Origin of the sequence: Falsiroseomonas frigidaquae, from assembly GCF_012163145.1 — a bacterium.
GTDB lineage: Bacteria > Pseudomonadota > Alphaproteobacteria > Acetobacterales > Acetobacteraceae > Falsiroseomonas > Falsiroseomonas frigidaquae.
Genome location: NZ_JAAVTX010000001.1, coordinates 412,508 through 433,494 on the forward strand (window position 1 = coordinate 412,508; position 20,987 = coordinate 433,494).

The window sequence follows — 20,987 nt, forward strand, 5'->3', positions numbered from 1 at the left end:
GGGATCAGACTCCGAGGTCGCGCAGGCTGTCGTAGCCGACGTTCAGGCTGCCCATCCGCACCGTTACCGCGCCATTGTCGCGCACCGCGCCGGTGACCAGCCCGGTGACGGTGAAGCCCAGCGGCACCGCTGCGCCATCGCCGTCCCGCCCGCTGACGGTGATGCGGTAGGTGCCATCGGGGCGCTGCGTGCCGTTGGTGGCCTTGCCGTCCCAGTTCCAGGCCATCGGCGCCGTGCCCAGGGTTACGTCGCTGGTGCGGACCAGCAGGTTGCTGGCGTCCCGCACCTCGATCCGCGCGATGCGGGCGGTGGCGGCGGCCGGCAGGTTCACCGTGGCACTGCCGGATTGCAGCGGCAGGCGGTCCGTCTCCACCGCCACGCGCTGGCCGACCAGACCTGCCGCCTCGCCCAGCTGGCTGGCCTGCTGCAGGGACAGCAGCTGCTGCAGGGTGTTGTTGGTGTTGATCTGCTGCTCCACCGTGGAGAACTGCACGAGCTGCTGGGTCAGCTGGTCCGCATCCATCGGCGCGGTCGGGTCCTGGTTCTGCAGCTGCGTGGTCAGCAGCTTCAGGAAGGTGTCGAGGTCGCCGGACAGCCGGGTGCCGGCGGAGGTGCCGCCGCTGGTGGCGCCGGTGATGGAAGCGCCGGTGACCGAGGTTATCGAGCCGCTCATGGTGGGTGCTCCGTCAGACTGCGAGATCGATGAGGCCGGGATGCATGCTGCGGCGGGGCGGCAGGGCGCGCAGCGCGGCGTCATTCGCCGCCTGGCGGCGTGCCTCGCCACGCGGCGCCTGGGCCTGGGTGCCGCCGGATTGGTCGGGGCGGCCCTGGTCGGGCTGGCCCTGGTTCGGGTTGCCCTGGCTCAGGGAAAAGGACAGCGTCGGGCCGCGCTCGCCGGCGTTCCGATCTCCGTTCCGATCTGTGGATGCCCGGTCGCCGAAGCCGGCATCGGCCAAGGCACGCTCCAGTTCCCGCGCATCGCGTTGCAGCAGGGCCAGGGTCTCGGGGCGCTCGGCGGTGATGCGGATCGCGGCCTCGCCGCGGCTGCGGTCGATCGCCACCTCGACCCGGCCGAGTTCCACCGGGTCCAGCGTCAGGGTCAGGCTGGCATCGGGGCCGAGCGCCAGGGCCACCGCGAAGGGCGCCACCTGCCGCGCCGGCCAGGCCACCTGCACGGGCGCTGCGGCGCGGGCCGGTGGCGGCGGGCGGGCCGCCAGTTCCGTGCTGGCGGCGGCGGCCGGCGAGTCGGGGCGCGCGCCAGGCTCCGTGGCCAGGGTTTTGGTGACCAGGCGTTCGGTGGCCGAATGCTCGGCGACCAGGCGCTCGGCGAGCAGGATTTCGGCGGCACGAGGCAGGGCGGCGCGGGCCGCCTCGGCTTCGACGGCCTCGGCAGCGGGATCATCCACGAAGGTGGCTTCCGCGGCCGCATCGGTGGCGGTGGCGGAGGCAGGTTCCACGACGGCCGCCCCCTCACCCGCCGCCGCCCGCGCCCGCGCCGAAGCGCCTGGCGGGGCGGCCGGCGGTAGGTTGGCGGCGGTGCCCCGCCCGGTCGCGACCGCCTCGGCCGAGCCGGCAGGCGCCCTGTCGCCTGGCCGGATGGCCGCAGCGGAGACAGGCTGTGCCGTGACCGCGGCGGAGGCCGGGGCGGCCGGCTCCGGCATGGCCGGGGCTGCGGCGGCAGGGGCGGGCTGCGCCGCGGAGGGTGGCGCCAGAACCTCCACCACCGGGACGCCGCCGGCCGGCCCGATAGCGGCCTGGCGCGCCGCGGTAGATGACGCGCCCGGAACCGGCGGGGGCTGATCCGGCATCGGTAGGGTGTCCGTGCGCGGCGCAGCAGTTTGAGGGGCCGACGCCACCGGTGAGGCTGGGCCGGACAGGGCGGAAGGCAGCGGCTCGGCTGTCGCCTGCCGGGAGGCTGGCGCGCGTGTGGCGGGCGATGCCGGCGCGGACACGCCGGCGGATGGGGGCGCCGTGGATGCCGGCGCCGGGGATCTCGGGGCGGGGGATGCCAAGCCGGACGATGCCGGCTCGTCAGATTCCGGACTGGCAGATTCAGGGCTGGTGAACTCCGGGCCGGTGAACTCCGGGCCGGTGGCTTCCGGGCCGGTGGCTTCCGGGCTGGCGGATCCCGGACCGGAGAACAGCCTCCCGGGCCGCAACGGGTCGGGCGGTCCCGGCGCGGCGGGCTCATCGGCAGCCGGCTCGGGCGGTGCCGACCCAGCCCCCACCTGCGCCGACGCCCCCTGTGCCGGCGCCACCTGTGCCGATGATGGCCGTGCCGATGAATCCTGTGCGGGCGCCGCCGTGCCGGGCGCGGGTGCGACCACCCGCTGCGGCACGGCAAGTACCGGGACCACCTGCGGCGGGGCGGGCTGGGCATCGGCCTGCGGAGCGACCGGCGCTGGCGGGACCTCGGCCATGCCGGCCGGTTCCGGCGGCGTTTCGCCCGCGCTGGGCGGCTCCGCCGGGGCCGGCACATCCGGTGCCTCGATTGCCGCCGAAATCTCGGCGGCGGGTTCAGCGACGGCCTGCTCCGCGGCCGGCGCAGGCTCCGCCGCCCCGGGCGCCGCCGCCGCCACGCCCACGGCGCGGTCCAGCAGCGCCGCGAAATCGCCGCCCGTGGCGGCGGCAGTGCCCGGGATGGTCCCGATGGCGGCGGCTTGTGGTGCCGGGGCGGGCCGGGCGGCGGGCTGGATCTGCATGGCCGGCGTAAGGGCAACGACCGTGCCAGCCACGGGACGGCGCCGCCCGGCAGGGACGGGTCAGGCTACGGCAGCTTTTGCCCCCACCCGGCAGGACCGGCCGCGCGGAAGCCGTGCGGGGCTGGCACGCGGGTTGCGTTTCAGCCGGCAAACCCTCTCGCGGCGCAACCGGCCGCCCGCCCCCATCGGAGACCCCGCCCCATGTCGCTGCTCGGCTCGATGACCACCGCCATCAGCGGCCTCGCCGCCCAGTCGCGGGCGCTTGGCCATGTGTCCGACAATGTCGCCAACAGCCAGACCGTCGGCTTCAAGCGCGTCGATACCAACTTCACCAGCTGGCTCACCCGCTCCAACCTGCGGCTGCACATGCCGGGCTCGGTGGAGGCGCGGCCGGACTACACCAACACCGTGCAGGGCACGGTGGAGCAGGTGGAGAACCCGCTGGCCATGGCAATCGCGGGCCAGGGCTTCTTTTCCGTCGCCCAGGCGCGCGGCGGCCAGGGCGACGACGTGGTGTTCGACGACCGGCAGTTCTTCACCCGTGCCGGCGATTTCGCGATGGATCGCGACGGCTACATGGTGAACGGATCGGGCTACTACCTCGAAGGCTGGCAGATCCAGCAGAATGGCGAGCCGGACCGCACCAACCTGGGGCCGATCCGGATCAGCGAGCTGGTCTACAACCCGCAGCCCACCTCCGGCATCGACCTGGCCGCGAACCTGCCGGCGAATGTCGCGACGGTGGCCGCCGTGCCCGGCGCCGCGCCCTGGGCGCCGACCGAGGAACCGGTCAGCAGCGTCATCCAGATCTTCGACGACCTCGGCAACCAGCAGCAGGTGACGCTGGATTGGTGGCGGCTGGATGTCGATACCTGGCGGCTGCGGATCACGCCGGATGGCGACACCATCGCGCCGGTGGACGGCATCTTCGCCGACATCGATTTCGGCGGCCAGATCACCGCCGGCCCACCGGCCGTGGATGCCCCGGCTGGCACCATCTCCGCCATCACCCCGCTCAGCGCCACCACCGGCACGGTGCCGATCAATGAGGGCGAACCGGCTGAACTCGGCTTCACCGCCAATTACGGCTATGGCGACCAGACCATCTCCATCGGCCTCGGCGGCTTCGGCCTGCCCACTGGGCTGACCAGCTATTCGGGCACCGAGTACAGCGTGCGCGACCTGAGCCAGGACGGCGTGCCGCTCGGTTCCTTCTCCGGCGTGACGGTGCGGGAGAATGGCGATGTCGCGGTGAACTACGACAATGGCCAGACACGCGTCGTGGCGCGCGTGCCTGTCGTGGCCTTCAACGACCCGGACAAGCTGCAGCGGCTGGACGGCCAGGCCTTCATGCGCACGGTTGAAAGCGGCGAGGCACGGGTGACGGATGCGGCGACCAATGGCGTGGGCAAGCTGGTCACCGGGTCGATCGAGCGTTCGAATGTCGATATCGCCGCCGAATTCTCCAAGCTGATCCTGGCGCAGCGGGCCTATACCTCGAACACCCGGATCGTGACCGCAGCGGATGAGATGCTGCAGGACACGATCAACATGAAGCGCTGACGGTAGATGAGCCTCGACCTCGCGCTTTCGGTCGCCACCAGCGGGCTGCGCCTGCTGGACCGCCAGATGGCGCGGGCGGCGGATGACATCGCCAATGCCGGCACGCTGGGCCACACCCGCAAGGCGCTGGAGGGCAACGCCCTCACCGTCGCCGGTGACGGCCAGGGCGTGCGGGCGCGGGTCATCACGCGCGACGTGGATTTCGCGGTGCAGGCGGCGCAGCAGCGTGCCGGCGGCGATGCGGCGGCGGCCGGGCTGCGCGAACGCCTGCTTGGCGGCGTGGAGGCAGCGCACGGCACGCCGGAACTCGGCGACAGCCTGGGCGGGCTGGTCACCAGCCTGCAATCCGCCTTCATCGAGCTGCGCGAGGCCCCCGCCGACCCGGTGCGCCGCAATGCGGTGGTGACGCAGGCCAATACGCTGGCCGGCCGGCTGAACCAGGTCTCCGATGCGCTCGGCGCCGCGCGGCAGGGCGCGCATGACGCGCTGCGGACGGAGGTGGCGGCGGTGAATGCCGGACTGTCCGACGTGGCGCGGCTGAACACCGCGATCAAGCGCGAGATCGCCGCCGGCCGCAGCTCCGCCTCGCTGGAGGATGAACGGGATCTCGCGATCGGCCAGCTCGCCGGCGCGCTGGACCTGTCGGTGATCCGCGGCAATGCGGGCGATGTCACGCTGGTGGCGCGCGGCGGCATCGTGCTGCCGCTGGTGGAAGGCAGCACGCCCTTCTCGCTGGAGGATGCGACCGTCGGCACCGGCGCCTTCCATGGCGGCGCCGGCACCCTGCCCGGCGTCATGCTGAATGGTCGCGACGTGACGCGGCAGCTTGCCGGTGGGCGCATGGGCGCGGCGGCGGAGCTGCGCGACGCGACGCTGCCGCGGATGCAGGCGGAGCTGGATGTGGCCGCGTCCCAGCTGGCCTACCGGCTGGAATCGCAGGGCTTGCGGCTGTTCACGGATGCCGCCGGCACGGTGCCCGATCCCACCCTGCCCTATGCCGGCAGCGCCATGATCGGCTTCGCCGGCGCCATCCGCGTGAACACCGCGGTGGCCGATGACCCGACGCTGCTGCGCGACGGCACGCATGACGTGGCGGGCGACCCGGCTGGCCCCACCGCCTTCACCACCAACCCGGAGACCGGCCCCGCGGGCTTCGAGACGCTGCTGAACCGGGTGCTGGATTTCAGCTTCGGCGCGGAACAGGCCACCGGCGTGGCGCAGCCGGCTTTCGCCACCGGCGGGCTGGGACCGGATGGCACGCTGTCCTCGCCGCTGTCGGGGCTGCGGACGCTGGCTGACTACGGCGCCGCGCTGGTCGCCGAGCAGACCGGCGCGCGCGCCGCCGCGACGGAAGCCGCCGGGCGCGCCACCAGCCTGCAGGACCTGCTGGCCAGCCGGATGAGCGAACGCTCCGGCGTCGATGTCGATGCGGAGGTCGCGGCCATGGTGCAGTTGCAGACCACCTACGGCGTCAATGCGCGCGTCATCTCCACCATCCAGGCGATGTGGGACGCGCTGTTCAGCGCGGTCCGCTGAGCGGAGGCCAGCCATTGTCCATCATCGGCAGCATCGGCAATCTCGCGGTGGACCAGGCGGCGCTGCGGCTGCGCCTGGACAATGCCTCCCGCCAGGTCTCCACCGGACAGAAGGCGGAGGTGTTCGGCGACCTGCGGCCGGAGGCACGGCGCGCCATCGACCTGCGCGGCGAGGTGGCGCGGCGGGAGGCCTATTCCAACGCCGCCGACCGCGCGCTGGCGCGGGCAGATGCGGCGCAGACCGTGCTGACACGGCTGCAGGATATCGCGGCGACGGTGGGGGCGGAGGCGCTGCGCGCCAAGACCATGTCCTCCACCGGCGCCGAGGCCCTGGCCCGCACCGCCTTCGCGGCGCTGGAGGAAGTGGCCGCGCTGCTGAACACGCGGCATGGCGGCGAATACCTGTTCGGCGGATCGGACGTGACCTCGCCACCTGTGCCGGATGCCGAGAATGTCGCCAGCGGGCCGATGGCCACCGCCATCGCCGATGCCGTCGCCACGTTGGATGCGACCAACGCCGCGACCGTACTGGCGGATACGGTGACGGCGGCAACCGCTGCCGCGACCACGCCCTTCTCCGCCTTCCTGGAAGGCCCCGGGACCACGGAGGCGACCCGCGCGGTGCAGGTGGCGGATGGCGAGCGGGTGCAGATCGGCGTCTTCGCCAATCGCGACCAGGAGGGCGAGGTGGTGGCGAGCTGGGGCCGCGAATTGCTGCGGAACCTGGCGGTGATGGCCTCGGTGACTCCGGCCCTGGCGGTGGAAGGCGGCGGCTGGTCCGGGCTGATGGATGGCGTCGCCGATGCGATGGGACAGGCGGCGACCAGCCTGGCCAATGAACAGGCGATGCTGGGTTCCGCGGAACAGCGGATCGGCGCGGTGCGCGACCGGCACCAGGACACGCTGGTGGCGCTGCGGACCCAGCTTGGATCCGTGGAGGAGGTGGACCTGGCGCAGGCCGCGGCCGATCTCAGCCAGCTCAAGTCGCGGCTGGAGGCGTCCTATGAGGCGACCGGCCTGCTGTCCCGGCTTTCGCTCGCGGCGCTGCTCGGCTGATGGCGCGACGCCGCGCGCCCTCTCCTCAAGCCCTGGCCTTCAACCCTGGTTAATGCCGATGCGCCATGATGCAGGGGCGTGGTGTGGACCAGAATGGGACGGGGCCGCACCACGCATCCTCGAAGGATCGAGCCCGTGGCGCAGGCCGCGTGGTGGCGAAAGATTCGCGAAGGTCGGCATTCGCCGGCACCCCGGAATGGCGGAAGTTCTTCCCCCCGCCGCCATGCCGACAGACTTGGGAGAGTGGCATGTCCACGTTGGTGCTCGAGATGCGGGCCGGCGAGTTGATGGTGGTAAACGGCGCCTCGCTGCGCTTTCGCAGCCGGACCCGGGTCGAGCTGGTGGCGAAGGCGCGGTTCCTGTTCGGCAAGCAGGTGATGTCGCCCGAAGGGGCGAACACACCCTCGCGCCGGATCTACTTCGCGCTGCAATGCGCCTATGTCGGGCCGGAGGAGGAGCGCGAGACGGCGATGGCCGACGCGCACCGCCTGGTGGCCGAGTTCCAGGAGGCGACGACGTCCGACATGGCGCGGCAGTTGCTGGAGCGTTCGCTGGCGCTGGCCGAGCAGGATGAATGGTACCAGGCGCTGCGCCTGGTGCGGCATGTGATGCGGCACGAGGCAACGGTGCTGGGGCTGGATGTGCTGACCGGCCTGCCCGTGCCGGTGGCCGGGCTGGCCGCGGCGGCCGCCGCGCAGGCAGCATTGCGGCCGCATCTGGACTGAGGTTTCACGAATTTCCTGCCCCGGCGGCGCCGGGCTTTACCGCCCGTTCATGCAGGCGGGGCAGGATGCCAGGGAAAGGTCCACAAGCTTCGGACCTCTGGCCGACGGGAACGGCGCCGCAGGCGGCGCCACCCCACCGGCCCCGCGAACGGGAGGCAAAATGCCGCCCCGGGCGCGGAACGCCTTTCGAAGGAGATGGGGACAATGTCCTCCGTCAACACCAATGCCGCCGCCATGGCGGCCATTCGCTCGCTGAACATGATCGGCAAGGACCTGGGCAAGACCCAGCAGCGGATCGAGACCAACCTGCGCATCAGCAAGGCCGATGACGACCCCGCCGTGTTCGCCATCGCGCAGAACATGCGTGCCGACCTCAACGGCATGACCGCGGTCAAGGACAGCCTGAAGTTCGGCAAATCCGCGCTGACCGTGGCGCGCGACGCGGCGACGCAGATCTCGGATGAGCTGGGCCGGCTGAAGCAGACCATGACGCAGGGCCAGCAGCAGGGCCTGGATGCGGAGCAGATCAACAACCAGATCACCAACGCGCTGCAGAACATCGACGCCTTCGCCAATTCCGCCACCTTCAACGGCGTGAACCTGCTGGTCTCCGGCCGCACGGTGGACGGCGTCACCAACACCACCGTGGACATCGTGCGTGACATCCAGGGCGCGGTCACCACGGTGGAGGGCACCGACAGCACCTCCGACGGCCTCGACCTCACCGGCCTGTCCGTCACCTCCGCCGCGCGCACCGTCACCTTCGACGATACGCTGGCGCCGGCGAATGGCGAGATCCTGACCGTGACCGTGCAGCGCGACGTCGATGGCGACCCGGACACCGATCTCGAGGATGTCGAGATGGTGTTCGAGTTCAGCGACGGCACCGCGGCGCTGGGCACCACGCCGTCCGAGACCAGCCGTGTCTATGACGTGCAGTTCGTGGACGACGACAGCCCGCTGACCCGCATCACCACCCTGGTCACCCGCATGAAGGAAGCCGGGATCGATGCCGGCCTGAATGCGGAGGGTGAGCTGTACATCCGCGGCAACTCGCAGGACGTGACCACCGACATCACCGGCGCGACGGTGGAGGATGCGCCGGCGGACGGCACCGGCCAGGACGAGGCGATCGCGCTGGTGGAAGGCGCCATCGACCTGATGGGCACGCGGCTGGCCAATCTCGGCGCCAATATCCGCCAGGTCGATGGCCTGACGACCTTCACCACGCAGCTCAGCGACTCGATCAAGGAAGGCCTCGGCGCGCTGGTCGATGCGGACCTGGCGGAGGAAAGCGCACGGCTGACCAGCCTGCAGACCAAGCAGCAGCTGGCGACGCAGTCGCTGTCCATCGCCAATGAACAGAGCCAGTCGCTGCTCAGCCTGTTCCGGTAAGCCCGGATAGCGGGCGCCCCGGCCCTGGCGCCGGGGCGCCCGCACCCGGAGCCGTCTCACCGAAACCGAAGACGGCGAAACGGCTCAAGCTATTTCATTCGCGCATTTTCCGCGTCGCCTTGCGAAGCCGCAGGGCTTGAAGATGCCTCAGTTCCGCGCCGGAGGATCCATGAGCGCTTCGCGCTACGCCGCCACCCAGAATGCCGTCGCCTCCCCTCGCGAGATCGAGCTGCGCGCCTTCCGCTACGTCAACGGGCTGATGGCCGCGGCGCGCGATACGCGGTCCCGTGCCGTGGCGCTGGAGAAGGTGCACCGGATGTGGTCGATCCTGATCAACGACCTTGGCTCGCCCGGCAACAAGCTGCCGGCGGAGCTGCGCGGCCGGCTGATCTCGCTCGGTCTCTGGGCGCAGAAGCAGACCGACCTGCGGCTCGATGATGGCGGCAGCCTGGAGCCGCTGATGGCGCTGCATCGCGACATGATCGAGGCGCTGGAAAGCCAGCGCGGCGTCGCCGCACCCATGCCATCCACCGTCCAGGCCTTCATCGCCCGGGTCGCCTGAGATGCTGCCGGGCCTCGGCGCGCTGACCGCATTGGCCGTTGCCCAGCGAGAGGGGGCCAATCTGCAGGCACGCTTCGGCGCCCGGACCGACAATGCGGCGGCAATGGAGCGCTTCCGTGGGGCCGCGACGCAGCATGAGGATGTGGAATCGCTGCTGAAGGACCGCCGCACCCTGCAGGTGGTGCTGGAGGCCTTTCAGCTCGAGGGTGAGATCGACAAGCGCGGCATCCTGCGCAAGATCCTGACGGAGGACCCCGCCGCCGAGGGCAGCCTGGCCAACAGGCTGACCGACCGTCGCTGGCGCGAGCTGGCCAAGGCCTTCGCAGCGCGCGAGGCCTCGACCCAGACGGCGACCGAGATCGCGGCGCTGTCCACCACCGCGATCGGCGAGGTCTCGCTCGCCCGCATGGCGGGGCTGACCACGGAGCAGGTCAAGGCCCTGACCGCCGCGCAGGTGCAGGTGCTGGACACCGCGCAGATCCGCGCCATCGGCAGCAGCGAGATCGCCGCGCTGGATGTGGGCGATGTGCGGGCGCTGGATTCGGCGCAGGTCGCGGCGCTGCGGCCTTCCCAGCTTGCGGCGCTCGGCACCGCGCAGCTTGCCGCGATCGAGGCTTCGGAATTCGCCGGGCTCGGCGTGGCGCAGCTGCGCGCGCTGGCGACGAGCCAGATCGCGGCGCTCGGCACCAGCCAGCTCGCGGCGCTCGGCACCGAACAGCTTGCCGCCTTCTCGGGCAGCCAGGCGCGCGCGCTGGATACGGCGCAGCGCGCGGCGCTCGGAACGGCGCAGCTGCGCGCGCTCGGCACATCGGGCCCGCCCACGGCGGCGGAGGAAGCGGCGGCGGCGGCGCTGGAGGTGCGGAGCCCCTTCACCGATGCGGCGCTGCTCGATCGCGTGGTCGCCGATGCGATGACCAACCGCTACGAAAAATCCATGGGCGATGCCAATGCGGGGCTGCGGGAAGCGCTGTACTTCATGCGCAACGCGGACAAGATCACCTCCATCGCGGAGCTGATGACCGACAAGGCCATGACCGCGGTGCTGCGCGGCGCGCTCGGCCTGCCGGAGAGTTTCGGCGTGCTGGAATTCGACCAGCAGAAGGCGATCCTGACGGAACGGGTGGATCTGGAATCGCTGAAGGATCCGAAGGAGGTGGCAAAGCTGGCGCAGCGCTACCTGGCGCTGGCGGCGCCCTCGCAATCGGTGAGCAATCCGGTCCTGGCGCTGTTCGGCGGCAGCGGTACGTCGCTCAACAGCCTGATCGGCAGCGGCATTTCGCTCAGCGCCTGACGTGCCGGCCGGCGCCGCGCCTCCGGGCCATACTGGCCCGGCACGGCACGCGGCTCAGCCGTTGAGGTCGAGCTTGGGGTCCGGCGAGGGCAGCGGCGGGTTGCGATAGGCGTCGATCTCGCGCGGCGTCGGGATCGACTGGCGCATCTCCCCATCCGGCGAGCGGAATTCCACCACGACCAGGCTCAGCGCGGTCTCGATGCGAAGCTGGGTGGAGGGCGCCGGCGCGGCGACGGGGCGGCTTGCCCCAGTTGAACTGGCTACCGAGGGACGTGCGACCGGAGGGCTCGCTACCGGCGTACTGGCTACCGGCGGCCCAGCCGCAGGCAGGCTGCGTGGCGGATCGGCGGCAGGGCGTGAGGCTGCGACGGGAAGGGTGGCACTCAGCATGACGGGACTCCCACAGGAATAAGAGACAACGCCTCATCTAGCGGGACAGTGCTTGAGGAAGCATGAATCCCGCATCGCGGAATGGCCCATGGCGGGGTTTGACCCCGGCGGCGGCTGGGTCGATGCTGTGCTGCACAAGATTTGGCACAGTGACGACCATTCCCGCCCCCTCCCCGCCGCTTTCCGCGCATCTCCTCACCGCCCTGGTGGCAACCGGGGGCGGCGCCATCGCCTGGCTGCTGCATATCCCGCTGCCCTGGATGCTGGGCGCCATGGCGGCCACCGGCGCGCTGGCCTGGAATGATCGCGCCGTGGTTTCGGCGCCGGTGCGGCCGGTGGCGCTGCTGTGCCTCGGCCTCGGCCTGGGGCAGACCTTCACCACGCCGGTGCTCGCGGCGCTGGCCGGCGCCCTGCCCTGGCTGCTGGTGGCGGCGCTGGTCAGCATCATCGTCGGCGCCCTGGTGGCGCGGCTATTCGCCCGCATGGCCGGGACCGATGCACGCACCGGCTATTTCTCGGCGGTACCGGGCGGCGTCATCGTCATGGCGGTGCTGGCGCAGCGGGCGGGCGTTTCCGTGCCGGCGGTGACGCTGGCGCAGACCATCCGCGTGATGGTGGTGGTGGTGATCTTCCCGCCGCTGATCACCTGGCTGGCGCCGCGCGGCGGCGCCGGCGCCTTCTTCGCCGAACGGCCACCGGTGGACCTGGCCGGGCTGGCGGTGCTGATGGTTGCCGGGCTGGGCGTGGCGCTGCTGATCCGGCTGCTGAAGCTGGCCAATCCCTGGATGCTCGGCCCCTGCGCGCTGGTCATCACGCTCTCGGCCTTCGAGATGCTGCCCTCCGGCGTGCCGCTATGGATGATCGATGCGGCGCAGGTCGGCATGGGGGCCGGGCTGGGCCAGCGGATGAGCCGGCGCTTCCTGCTGAGTTCGCGGCGCCTGGCACTGGCCTCCGTCGGCTCCACCATCCTGCTCTCGGCGCTGATGGCGGCGCTCGGCATCGGGCTCGGGCTGATTTCCGGCCTGCCGGCGACGGCGGTGGTGCTGGGCATGGCGCCGGGCGGGATGCCGGAGATGACGATCACCGCCAAGGCGCTGGACCTGGCGGTGCCGCTGGTGCTCGGCTTCCACCTGGTCCGCACCGTGGCGTGCAACCTGCTGGTCGGCCCGGTCTGGAGCGTGGCGGAGCGGCTGGGCCTGGGGAAGTAGGGCTGGCCCGCCAGGCTCAGCCAGTTCGGTAGCTCAGCTGGATCGGTAGTTCAGCCGGCGCAGCAGCCACAGGCGGTAGGCCAGCGCCACATCCGGCGGCGGGCACAGCGTGCCGAGCAGCAGCGTGGTCTCGCCCGGCCCGATGCGCCGCGTGCCGGCTTCCGGCGCCTCCGGCGCTTCCTCGGGCCAGGTTCGCGCCGCACCGCGCCACAGCGCCACGACATCGGCCGAGGTCAGCGCGGGCAGCACCAGCAGCGCCCGGGCGCGCAGCGCGGCCGCGGCGGCACGGGTGGCCGCCAGCAGGTCCGGCTGCGCCGTCTCCGGCAGCAATTCGCCAAGCGCCGGCACGTTCGGCAGCGCCGGGTCCCGCGCATGGCCGGCGCCATCGAAGGCAAAGACGGGAATGAGGCCGAGCTCGGCGGCCCGCGCCTCCGCCCGGGTGCCGGACAGCACCAGCCCATCGGCCACCCCCTGTTGCACCGCGGCCTCGGTCGCCACATGGCGCCGGCTGGCATCGGGCGGCGGGCAGAACACCGGCGCATTGGCGCGGCCCAGCAGGTCCAGCGCCAGCAGGGCGGCCGCTTCCGGCGCCGCGGCGGAGGGCAGCGCGACGCGCAGCGGGGCATTGAGCGGCGCGCCCGGCCGCAGCGCCAGCAGGCTGGGCTGCACGCTGCCACAGATGCCGGGCCAGTGGCGCGGCTCATATCGGGCGCGCGGGTCGCCGACCAGCTGCGCCTGGACAGCGAGGCCCGGCAGCATCAGCAGCACCGGGCCGTCGCGCAGGGTGGAGGAGGCGAAGCGGTTGGCCGCCGTGATGCCATCGGCACCGCCCAGGACGGAGACGCGCAGCGCCGCCGCCCGCACCAGGCCACGCGCCAGCGCCGCCGCGGCACGCGTCGCCAGCCGCTCCGCCATGCCACCCTCGGGGCCCGGCGCCAGCAGCGTCACGGCCTCGGGCACCAGGCTGGTGGTGGAGCGGGCGGCGCCCGGCCATGCCAAGGCCGCGAGTGCCGTGGCCGAGAGCAGTCGGCAGGCTACCCGGCGGGTCGGACGGAGCGGTCCCATCCCTACGGCGTTCATGTCGGCGCGCAGCTAGCCGCCCGAATGGGGCAGAAACGTGGCAATGGCTCGGTTGGCCATGGCCCGGCGCGCCGCAAGCGTTGTCCGCACATCCAGGCGTTTCCGCCTGCGTCCACCAGGTTCAGCTATCGTACTGCACCAGCGACTCGAAGGGCACGTCCAGCCGCTTGCGGCCGCCGAGGAAGCTCAGCTCGATCAGCGTGGCAGCGCAGGGCACCTCCGCCCCCGCCTGGCGCAGCAGGGAGATTCCGGCCGCCAGCGTGCCGCCGGTGGCCAGCAGATCGTCCAGCACCACCACGCGGTTGCCCTTCTGCACCGCATCGGCCTGCATCTCGATGCGGTCGGTGCCGTATTCCAGCGCGTAGTTCAGGCCGATGGTCAGGCCGGGCAGCTTGCGCGGCTTGCGCAGCATGACGAAGCCGAGGCCGAGTTCCAGGGCGAGCGGCGCCGCCACCAGGAAGCCGCGGCTCTCGATGCCGGCCAGCATGTCGGGCTTGTGCGGGCGAATCACATCCGCCAGCCGCGCCATGGCGGTGCGCCAGGCGGCGCCATGCCGCAGCAGGGTCGAGATGTCGTAGAACAGGATGCCGGGCTTCGGGAAATCGGGAATGCCGCGGATGTGGTCCTTGATGTCGATGCTGGGGTCGACGGCGAGGCGGTCGGAATCGGGATCGGCCATGCTGCGGGTCGGATGCTCCTGCCGCGGTGCGACGCGCCTTGCCACCTGGTGGGCCGGGCCGCGCTTGCCGCGCGGGCGGAAGCTACGCCGGCGCGGCCGGTTGCCGCAACCTTGGGTGCAGCAGGCTGACCCTGGCGGGTGCCGCACCGCGGGTGCGGCTGGGCTTGGCGAGTGCCGCACCGCGGGTGCGGCGGGGCTTGGCGGGTGCCGCACCCCGGGTGCGGCGGGGCTTGGCGGGTGCTTCACCCCGGGTGCGGCGGGGCTTGGCGGATGCCGCGGGCTGGGCCACATCCGCCCCATGCCGCGCACAACCATCGCCCTGCTGGGCGGACTCCTCGGGTTCCTGCTGTACGTGATGGCCGTGGTGGCGCTGGCCGACCATGTGCTGGGGCTGCACTGGCTGGTGCAGTTCGCCTATTTCACCGTGGCCGGCATCGCCTGGGCCTGCCCCGCGAAATGGCTGATGTTCTGGGCGGCGCGCAGCCGGGGGTGACCGGCCTGCCGCAGGCACACCGCGCCAAACGCAACGGCCATGAAAAAGGCGGCGCCCCCCGCAGGGAACGCCGCCCGGGATTGAGGCCGGTTCAGAACGGACGGCTGAGAGCGAACATCACGCGGTTGTCGCAGATCTTGGAGCCGCCGAAGCAATCGGCGCGCTCATCGAGCGAGGTGAACACGACCGAAACCGTGCCGATCACGCCGCCGATGATCTCCCGCGACGCGAAGAGCGACACGTTCAGGTAATCCTCCGCCCCGAAGGCTCCCTCGTTGCGGCCGGCGGTGGCGAAGTTCCGCTCCACCCACTGGTAGCCGACGCGGCCGCCGACGGTGAAGCCGAAATCCAGCGCCATGTCGAAGCCGCCTTCGACATAGATGCCGAGGCCGGATTCACCGGTGAAGTCCGGCGAGACGGCGGCGAGGCCGACGAACTTGACCGGCGCGATCTCGTAGCTCGCGCGCAGGGCGAATTCGTAGAAGTTCAGCTCATAGCCGCCGGTCGGCGCGTCATAGCCCGGATAGGCATAGTAGGTCGCGCCGAGGTCCAGCTTCACGCCGGCCAGTTCCATCCGGTAGCCGGCGTTCAGGTCGACTTCCTGACGGGCATTGGTGCCGGCGAAGGCGACGTTGCTGACGAAGGCGCCGACATAGAGGCCGGTGCTGTGCTCGACATCCACGGTGACCTGCGCCGCCGGACGGTTCCGGGTCTGGCTCAGGCCGCGGAAGGAGTAGTCGGAGCTGATCACCGGGGTGGTGGCGATGGTCAGCCCGGCGGACTCGATGGTCTGCTGCGCGTGAACTGCGCCAGAACCAGCCAGAATGCCTCCAATTAGGGCAGTGGAGGCGAGGATTGTTGAGCGAATCGTAGGCATATCTCGCGACTCCGTTGCGACTGCGTGGTTTTCAAGCAGTAGCAGGCTGCGCGCCGCACGAAAGCGCTTTGTCACGAATTTCGTATAATCTGCATCGCCTGTTGCAACTTTGCATCGCATGCACAGCCGGGACGCGGCGCCATGCCGCGGACACGAAAAACCCCGCCAGGACGTTGTCCTGGCGGGGTGATGCCCACCGCTTCCGATTGGTCGGAGTGAGAGGATTCGAACCTCCGGCCCCTGCGTCCCGAACACAGTGCTCTACCAGGCTGAGCTACACTCCGGCGGGTCGCGGTGAGGCGTGCGCTATAGCGAAGCCCCCGCCGCCCGGCAAGCGGGGGTGGACGCACCAGGCATGCGATTTCTGCCTGCGCCACTTACGCGCCGTGCTGCCCGGGGTCTGGCTGGCCCTGACAATCAGCTTTCCAGGCGGCACATCGCTGCCGGAATCCGCATTCCAGGACTTGACTGGACCGCAGCCACATGACGGGGAACGACATCGGCCGCAGGCCTCGCTGAGCGGCGCCGCCGGGGCACCAGCCCGATAGCTCCGCAAGGTGCACGGCCGCTTGACCGGACATTCAATCGCCTGCCGGAGCAATCGAGGCAGGCCGGCTCGTTTGTCCCATTGCGTCATCGTCTCATGCGTCGCACGGTATGGGCACGATCCCCGCTGGAGACACGGCCATGACCCACCGGAGCGGCAGCCTGCGAAGGCGCCCGTCCCGTCGCTTGCGTGGGCATCCGCTCGTTCCGGCCGGCGCCGGACCATCTGGCGGCCGAACCGGCCGCCCGCCGCGGCGCCTCCGGGGACAATGACGCATCCGCGTGACGCGGGCATGCTGGTGTTCTGGCTGGCCTTGGCAGGGCTGGGGCTGCTGTCGCTTGCCGGCATGGGGTGGGAAGCCTGGCAGTCGGCGCGGGAGCGTCGGCGCATCGCGCAGCCCGGGGCTCTCGTCGAGATTGGTGAGACGCGGCTGCACGCAGTGCTGCAAGGCCGCCGGCGCAGCGTCGAGCACCCCGTGCTGGTATTCGATGGCGGCCTGACCAATGGCAGCCTCGCCTGGCCCGCCGCGGTCGCGGCACTGGGGCCGGAATGGCTGACCCTGTCCTTCGACCGGGCGGGACACCTGTGGAGCGACCGCGCCCTCGGCCCACGCGATGCGGAGGCCAGCTTGGCAGACCAGCGCGCCCTGCTGGCCGCGCTGCACCTGGCCCCGCCCTGGGTGCTGGTGGCGCATTCCTGCTCCGGCCACATTGCGCGGCTGCACGCGTCCCGCCACCCGGAGGATGTCGCAGGCCTCGTGCTGGTGGAGACGATTCCGGCGGAACTGGCCGGCGCAATCACGCAATCCAGCTTCGCACGGTCGCTGTGGTGGAAGGTTCCGGCGGCGCGACTGGGCCTGTGGCGGCTGCGGCGCCTGCTGCAGGGGCTGCCGCGGCGGCCGGACCGGGTGACGCCGGCCAGCATGCAGGCGGCCTGGACCCGGCTTTCCCAGACGCCCAGGGGCCTGGAGGCAACGCGCGCCGAACTGGCTTGCCTGGTGGCGGATACCCAGGCGGTCGACGCCGCGCCGCCGCCGCCGCAGCCCTGCATCGTGCTTGCCTCCACGCGGGGCGCCGTGGTGGTGCCGCGCGGCATGACCGAGGCGGCAGCACATGAACAGGCGCTGCGGGCGCAGCGCAATCTGGCGGCCCGCCTGCCGGGCGCGGAGCTGCGCGTCACCGACGCCGGCAACCACGAGCTCCCCTGGCAGGCGCCGGAGGAGGTCGCCCAGGCGATCCAGGACCTTGCGGCGCGACTGCAGGCCGGGCGAGCAGGCTGAACCGGCGAGCAGGCTGAACCGGCGCCTCATCGAACTGGCGACAGGACGCGCAAAATCGCCGCGGCATGCTATCTAGGCGGGATGCTGCGCCGCACCGCCCTCCTGCTCGGCCTGAGCCTTGCCATCCCCGCGATCGGCGCGGCCCTGGCGCCCGCCCGCGCCATGGAAAGCGCCGCCATCCAATCCTCCCGCGCCACGGTGACGCTGGTGGCGGATGTGGCGGCGGTGGCGCCGGGGCAGGATTTCCAGGCCGGGCTGCGGCTGCGGCTGGCGCCGGGCTGGCACAGCTACTGGAAGAATGCCGGCGATGCCGGCGCCGCGCCGGAACTGGCCCTGGCGCTGCCCGAGGGTGCCAGCGCCGGGCCGATCGCCTGGCCGGCGCCGGAGCGCATCCCCTACGGCCCGCTTGTGAATTACGGCTATACCGGCGAGGTGCTGCTGCCGGTACGCGTCAGCCCACCAGCCAGCCTGGCGCCGGGCGAGGTGCTGACGCTGCGGGCCGAGGCTACCTGGCTGGTCTGCGCCGATGTCTGCATCCCGGAGGAAGGCAGCTTCAGCCTGACCCTGCCGGTGGCGGACACAGCTGTCCCCTCCCCCCTCGGCGCGCCGCTGTTCGAGGCGACGGAGGCCCAACTGCCGCGCGCGCTGCCCTGGGCGGCGCGCGCCGGCGGCGAGGCCGGGCGGGCCAGCCTGACGCTCGCCGGCACCGGACTGGCCGGTGCGGCGGTGCGCGAGGCGTTCTTCTTCCCGGCCGAGCCGGGCGTGCTGGACAACACCGCGCCGCAGCCGATGCAGCTGCGCGACGGCAGCCTGACGCTGGACCTGACCCTGCTGCCCGATGCCGCGCCCGCGGCACTGGCGGGTACGCTGGTGCTGCAGGATGGCGGCGGCCAGCGCGCCGCCTTCGATCTCGCCGTGCCGCTCTCCGGCCCCGTGGAGGCCGCCGGGACCCTGCCGCTATGGCACGCGCTGCTGCTGGCGCTGGCAGGCGGGCTGGTGCTCAACCTGATGCCCTGCGTCTTCCCGGTGCTGGCGATGAAGGCGATGGCGCTGGCCCGCATGGGTGGCGCGGCGCGCGGCGAGATTCGCCTGCATGCCGCGGCCTATACCGCCGGCGTACTGGCCAGCTTCGCGGCCATCGGCGGGCTGCTGGTGGCATTGCGGGCGGCGGGCATGGCGGCCGGCTGGGGCTTCCAGTTCACCGAGCCGGCCTTCGTGGCAGCCATGGCCTGGCTGGTGCTGGCGGTGGGGCTGAACCTGTCGGGTGTCTTCGCCCTGGGGCGGACGGTGGGCGCCGGACAGGCGCTGGCCGGGCGAGGCGGCGCGCTGGGCGCCTTCGCCACCGGCGGGCTGGCCGTGCTGCTCGCCACGCCCTGCACGGCCCCCTTCATGGCCGCGGCGCTGGGCGCCGCGCTGGTGATGCCGCCGGCCGCCACCATGGCGGTGTTCCTGGCGCTCGGGCTGGGGCTTGCGGCACCCTATGCGCTGCTCGGGCTGTTGCCGGGGCTGGCGCGGGCGCTGCCACGGCCGGGGCCCTGGATGGAAAGGCTGCGCCAGGCGCTCTCCTTCCCGATGTATGCGACGGCCGCCTGGCTGATCTGGGTGCTGGCGGTGCAGGCGGGGCCGGATGGGGTGCTGTTCGGCCTGGCCGGCGCCGTGGTGCTGGCCGCCGGGCTGTGGGGGCTGGGCCTCGCGCAGCGCGCCGGCGCGCGGATCGCCGGTGTGACAGCGGCCGGGCTGGCCGTGCTGGTGGCGCTGGCGCTGCTGCCGCGGCTTTCCGCGGCACCGGCCGTGGCCGCCGCCGCCGATGCACAGGCGGAGGCCTGGTCTGCCGCCCGCGTGGCGGAGCTGCGCGCCGCGGGGCGACCTGTCTTCGTCAATGCCACCGCCGCCTGGTGCATCACCTGCCAGGTGAACGAACGCGTGGCGCTGCGCGCGGCCGCCGTGCAGGATGCCTTCGCGGCGCAGGGGGTGGCCTATCTCAAGGCTGACTGGACCCGCGGCGACCCGGCGATTTCCGCCCTGCTGCGTGACCAGGGGCGGGACGGGGTGCCGCTGTACCTGTTCTGGGCGCCCGGCGCCGCGACCCCCCGCGTGCTGCCGCAGATCCTGACCGAGGATGTGGTGCTGCAGGCGCTGGCCGGCGCCTGACGCCGTCAACAACTGGTTCACAGGCGGCGGCGCAGGATGGGGCATGCGCCTGATCCTGCCCCTGCTGATGCTGCTCCTGCTGCCGCTCGCGGGCCTGGGGCCCGCGCAGGCGCAGGACCCACCGGCCTGCACCTCGGCGCAGGAGGGGGCAGTGGCCTGCCTTGCCGGGCGCCTCTGCACCTGCCGCTTCACCCGGGGTGGCAGCATGACCGGGCGGCCGGACCGGCACGCCTGGGATTGCGGCATATTGCGCCCGGCCTGCGGCGCCGGCCGGGTACCGCCCTCCATGCCGCCGGCACCAATGCCGGAAATCCTGCTGCAGCCCAACATCCAGCCCGGCTACGGCTACTCCCCGCAGATGGGTCTGAAGCCGCAGGGGGGTGGCCGCTGAGGTCTCAGCGGCGGCCGCGTGGCGGCGTCGCGGGGGCGGAGGCGGGCGGCAGGTCTTCCTCCAGCACCGTCAGCATCACGGAGTAGGACACCTCGCCCTCCTCATCGTCGCGGTGCACCGTGCCGATCACCTCATCCTGCACCGAAACCTCGACGGAAAGTCCGGGGCGGGCGGGGGCCAGCAGGGTGATGCGGTCGGTGGCCAGCAGGCGGCGCAGATAGGCCTGCACGCGTGCGATGTCGGATGGCTTCATCCGTGGGGAACTCCAGTGTCATGCAAGTCGCCCCCTATGCACCGGGCGGCGGCACAGGTCGAGGCCAAGTGTTGCAGGAAGTGGCGCCGCGGCTCAGGGGGCACCGCCGGTCATCCGGGCGAAGACCTGACGGTCCCGGTTGTCCTGCATCAGCATGGTAAAGCCGGTGATGCTGTCGAGTCCGAGGCCGATGGGCAGGCCGGTGTCGGGGTCCGGCTGGATCTTGCCATAGGCGGCGCCGGTCATCTTTTCCCACTTTCCGGCCGGCTTCTTCACCTCGACATGCGCGACCGTCGCCTTCAGCACCAGGCGGACGATGGCTTCCTTGGGTGCGCGCGGCTTGGTCAGGCTGGGGTGGCCCGCCAGCATCTGCCAGCCATTGGCCAGCGCCCAGGCGGTCAGTTCATCCTTGTCCATGCCGCAGATCCCCCTTCCGCCGCCGGAGCGGCCCAACGCCCAAGGCTATGGGCGCCCCTGCGGGCGCTGGCAACGCCGAGCCGCAAAATCCACCAAGGTGCCGGTGGCGGGGTTGCGGCGCGCGAGGCGTCTGGTAGATAGCCCGCCTTGCGCGGGACGGGTGGCCGAGTGGTCGATGGCGCACGCCTGGAAAGTGTGTAGACGTGAAAGCGTCTCGTGGGTTCGAATCCCACCCCGTCCGCCAGACCTCATTCCTAAGAGCCCCTGTTTGCCGCGTATCTAAGCCAGAATCCTTGCCTATCTGGCGCTGCCGATCCTATTTTGCGCCCAGGGGTTTCCCATACGTTCCCGTGCAAGCCCGAGAAATTTCGGGCCATTGACCGGGCCACGGAT

The 20,987-nt window shown here is 71.9% G+C and carries 19 protein-coding genes and 2 tRNA genes; 13 read left to right on the plus strand and 8 right to left on the minus strand.

The window, feature by feature from the left end:
- Nucleotides 1-4: 4 nt before the first annotated feature.
- Both HB662_RS01965 and HB662_RS29895 read right to left on the minus strand, forming a co-directional pair.
- Nucleotides 5-673, minus strand: a complete 669-nt coding sequence (locus HB662_RS01965; protein ID WP_168046589.1) for a flagellar hook assembly protein FlgD — start codon at nt 671-673, stop codon at nt 5-7.
- 13 nt (nt 674-686) lie between these two features.
- Nucleotides 687-2,735 (minus strand): flagellar hook-length control protein FliK, encoded by a 2,049-nt coding sequence (locus HB662_RS29895; protein ID WP_168046591.1) that lies wholly within the window; start codon nt 2,733-2,735, stop codon nt 687-689.
- A gap of 168 nt (nt 2,736-2,903) precedes the next feature.
- Between HB662_RS29895 and HB662_RS01975 the strand changes: the two genes are divergently transcribed.
- The 8 genes from HB662_RS01975 (at nt 2,904) to HB662_RS02010 (ending at nt 12,427) form a co-directional block, all read left to right on the plus strand.
- Entirely contained in the window at nt 2,904-4,265 is a 1,362-nt protein-coding gene (locus HB662_RS01975; protein ID WP_168046593.1) for a flagellar hook protein FlgE, read from the plus strand.
- Nucleotides 4,266-4,271: 6 nt separating this feature from the next.
- Complete coding sequence (locus tag HB662_RS01980) at nt 4,272-5,801, plus strand: flagellar hook-associated protein FlgK (protein ID WP_168046595.1); 1,530 nt, start codon at nt 4,272-4,274, stop codon at nt 5,799-5,801.
- Between the two features lie 14 nt (nt 5,802-5,815).
- Nucleotides 5,816-6,856 carry a flagellin gene (locus tag HB662_RS01985; protein WP_168046597.1) on the plus strand — a complete coding sequence of 347 codons (1,041 nt, stop codon included), beginning with the start codon at nt 5,816-5,818 and terminating at the stop codon, nt 6,854-6,856.
- A gap of 248 nt (nt 6,857-7,104) precedes the next feature.
- Nucleotides 7,105-7,581 (plus strand): flagellar biosynthesis repressor FlbT, encoded by a 477-nt coding sequence (locus HB662_RS01990; protein ID WP_168046599.1) that lies wholly within the window; start codon nt 7,105-7,107, stop codon nt 7,579-7,581.
- Nucleotides 7,582-7,785: 204 nt separating this feature from the next.
- A complete protein-coding gene (locus tag HB662_RS01995; RefSeq protein ID WP_168046601.1) occupies nt 7,786-8,976 on the plus strand; it encodes a flagellin in 1,191 nt (396 codons plus the stop codon).
- 169 nt (nt 8,977-9,145) lie between these two features.
- Nucleotides 9,146-9,538, plus strand: a complete 393-nt coding sequence (locus HB662_RS02000) for a flagellar biosynthesis regulator FlaF (protein WP_168046603.1) — start codon at nt 9,146-9,148, stop codon at nt 9,536-9,538.
- Nucleotide 9,539: 1 nt separating this feature from the next.
- Nucleotides 9,540-10,829, plus strand: a complete 1,290-nt coding sequence (locus tag HB662_RS02005; RefSeq protein WP_168046605.1) for a DUF1217 domain-containing protein — start codon at nt 9,540-9,542, stop codon at nt 10,827-10,829.
- A gap of 539 nt (nt 10,830-11,368) precedes the next feature.
- Complete coding sequence (locus HB662_RS02010) at nt 11,369-12,427, plus strand: AbrB family transcriptional regulator (protein ID WP_168046607.1); 1,059 nt, start codon at nt 11,369-11,371, stop codon at nt 12,425-12,427.
- 33 nt (nt 12,428-12,460) lie between these two features.
- Here the strand turns inward: HB662_RS02010 and HB662_RS02015 are convergent, their stop codons facing one another.
- On the minus strand, nt 12,461-13,492 hold the full coding sequence (locus HB662_RS02015) for a hypothetical protein (protein ID WP_168046609.1): 1,032 nt from the start codon (nt 13,490-13,492) through the stop codon (nt 12,461-12,463).
- A gap of 136 nt (nt 13,493-13,628) precedes the next feature.
- Complete coding sequence (locus tag HB662_RS02020; protein ID WP_168047583.1) at nt 13,629-14,144, minus strand: adenine phosphoribosyltransferase; 516 nt, start codon at nt 14,142-14,144, stop codon at nt 13,629-13,631.
- A 340-nt stretch (nt 14,145-14,484) separates the two neighbouring features.
- On the opposite strand from HB662_RS02020, the gene HB662_RS02025 reads away from it, so the two are divergent.
- Nucleotides 14,485-14,679, plus strand: coding sequence for a DUF2842 domain-containing protein (locus tag HB662_RS02025; protein ID WP_168046611.1), 195 nt, complete (start codon nt 14,485-14,487; stop codon nt 14,677-14,679).
- A 91-nt stretch (nt 14,680-14,770) separates the two neighbouring features.
- Here HB662_RS02025 and HB662_RS02030 read toward each other — a convergent pair whose 3' ends face one another.
- Complete coding sequence (locus tag HB662_RS02030; RefSeq protein ID WP_168046613.1) at nt 14,771-15,556, minus strand: TorF family putative porin; 786 nt, start codon at nt 15,554-15,556, stop codon at nt 14,771-14,773.
- Between the two features lie 207 nt (nt 15,557-15,763).
- Nucleotides 15,764-15,840 (minus strand) — tRNA-Pro (locus HB662_RS02035).
- Between the two features lie 531 nt (nt 15,841-16,371).
- Here HB662_RS02035 and HB662_RS02040 point away from each other — a divergent pair.
- The 3 genes from HB662_RS02040 (at nt 16,372) to HB662_RS02050 (ending at nt 19,924) form a co-directional block, all read left to right on the plus strand.
- On the plus strand, nt 16,372-17,382 hold the full coding sequence (locus HB662_RS02040) for an alpha/beta fold hydrolase (protein ID WP_168046615.1): 1,011 nt from the start codon (nt 16,372-16,374) through the stop codon (nt 17,380-17,382).
- 81 nt (nt 17,383-17,463) lie between these two features.
- Nucleotides 17,464-19,533: a protein-disulfide reductase DsbD family protein gene (locus tag HB662_RS02045; RefSeq protein ID WP_168046617.1), complete on the plus strand. Its 2,070-nt coding sequence runs from the start codon at nt 17,464-17,466 to the stop codon at nt 19,531-19,533.
- 43 nt (nt 19,534-19,576) lie between these two features.
- Nucleotides 19,577-19,924, plus strand: coding sequence for a hypothetical protein (locus HB662_RS02050; RefSeq protein WP_168046619.1), 348 nt, complete (start codon nt 19,577-19,579; stop codon nt 19,922-19,924).
- Between the two features lie 4 nt (nt 19,925-19,928).
- Here the strand turns inward: HB662_RS02050 and HB662_RS02055 are convergent, their stop codons facing one another.
- Nucleotides 19,929-20,177, minus strand: a complete 249-nt coding sequence (locus HB662_RS02055; protein WP_168046621.1) for a DUF3126 family protein — start codon at nt 20,175-20,177, stop codon at nt 19,929-19,931.
- Between the two features lie 93 nt (nt 20,178-20,270).
- Nucleotides 20,271-20,594, minus strand: coding sequence for a hypothetical protein (locus tag HB662_RS02060; protein WP_168046623.1), 324 nt, complete (start codon nt 20,592-20,594; stop codon nt 20,271-20,273).
- 154 nt (nt 20,595-20,748) lie between these two features.
- Between HB662_RS02060 and HB662_RS02065 the strand changes: the two genes are divergently transcribed.
- Nucleotides 20,749-20,838: transfer RNA gene (locus HB662_RS02065), tRNA-Ser, on the plus strand.
- The last annotated feature ends 149 nt before the right edge of the window (nt 20,839-20,987 follow it).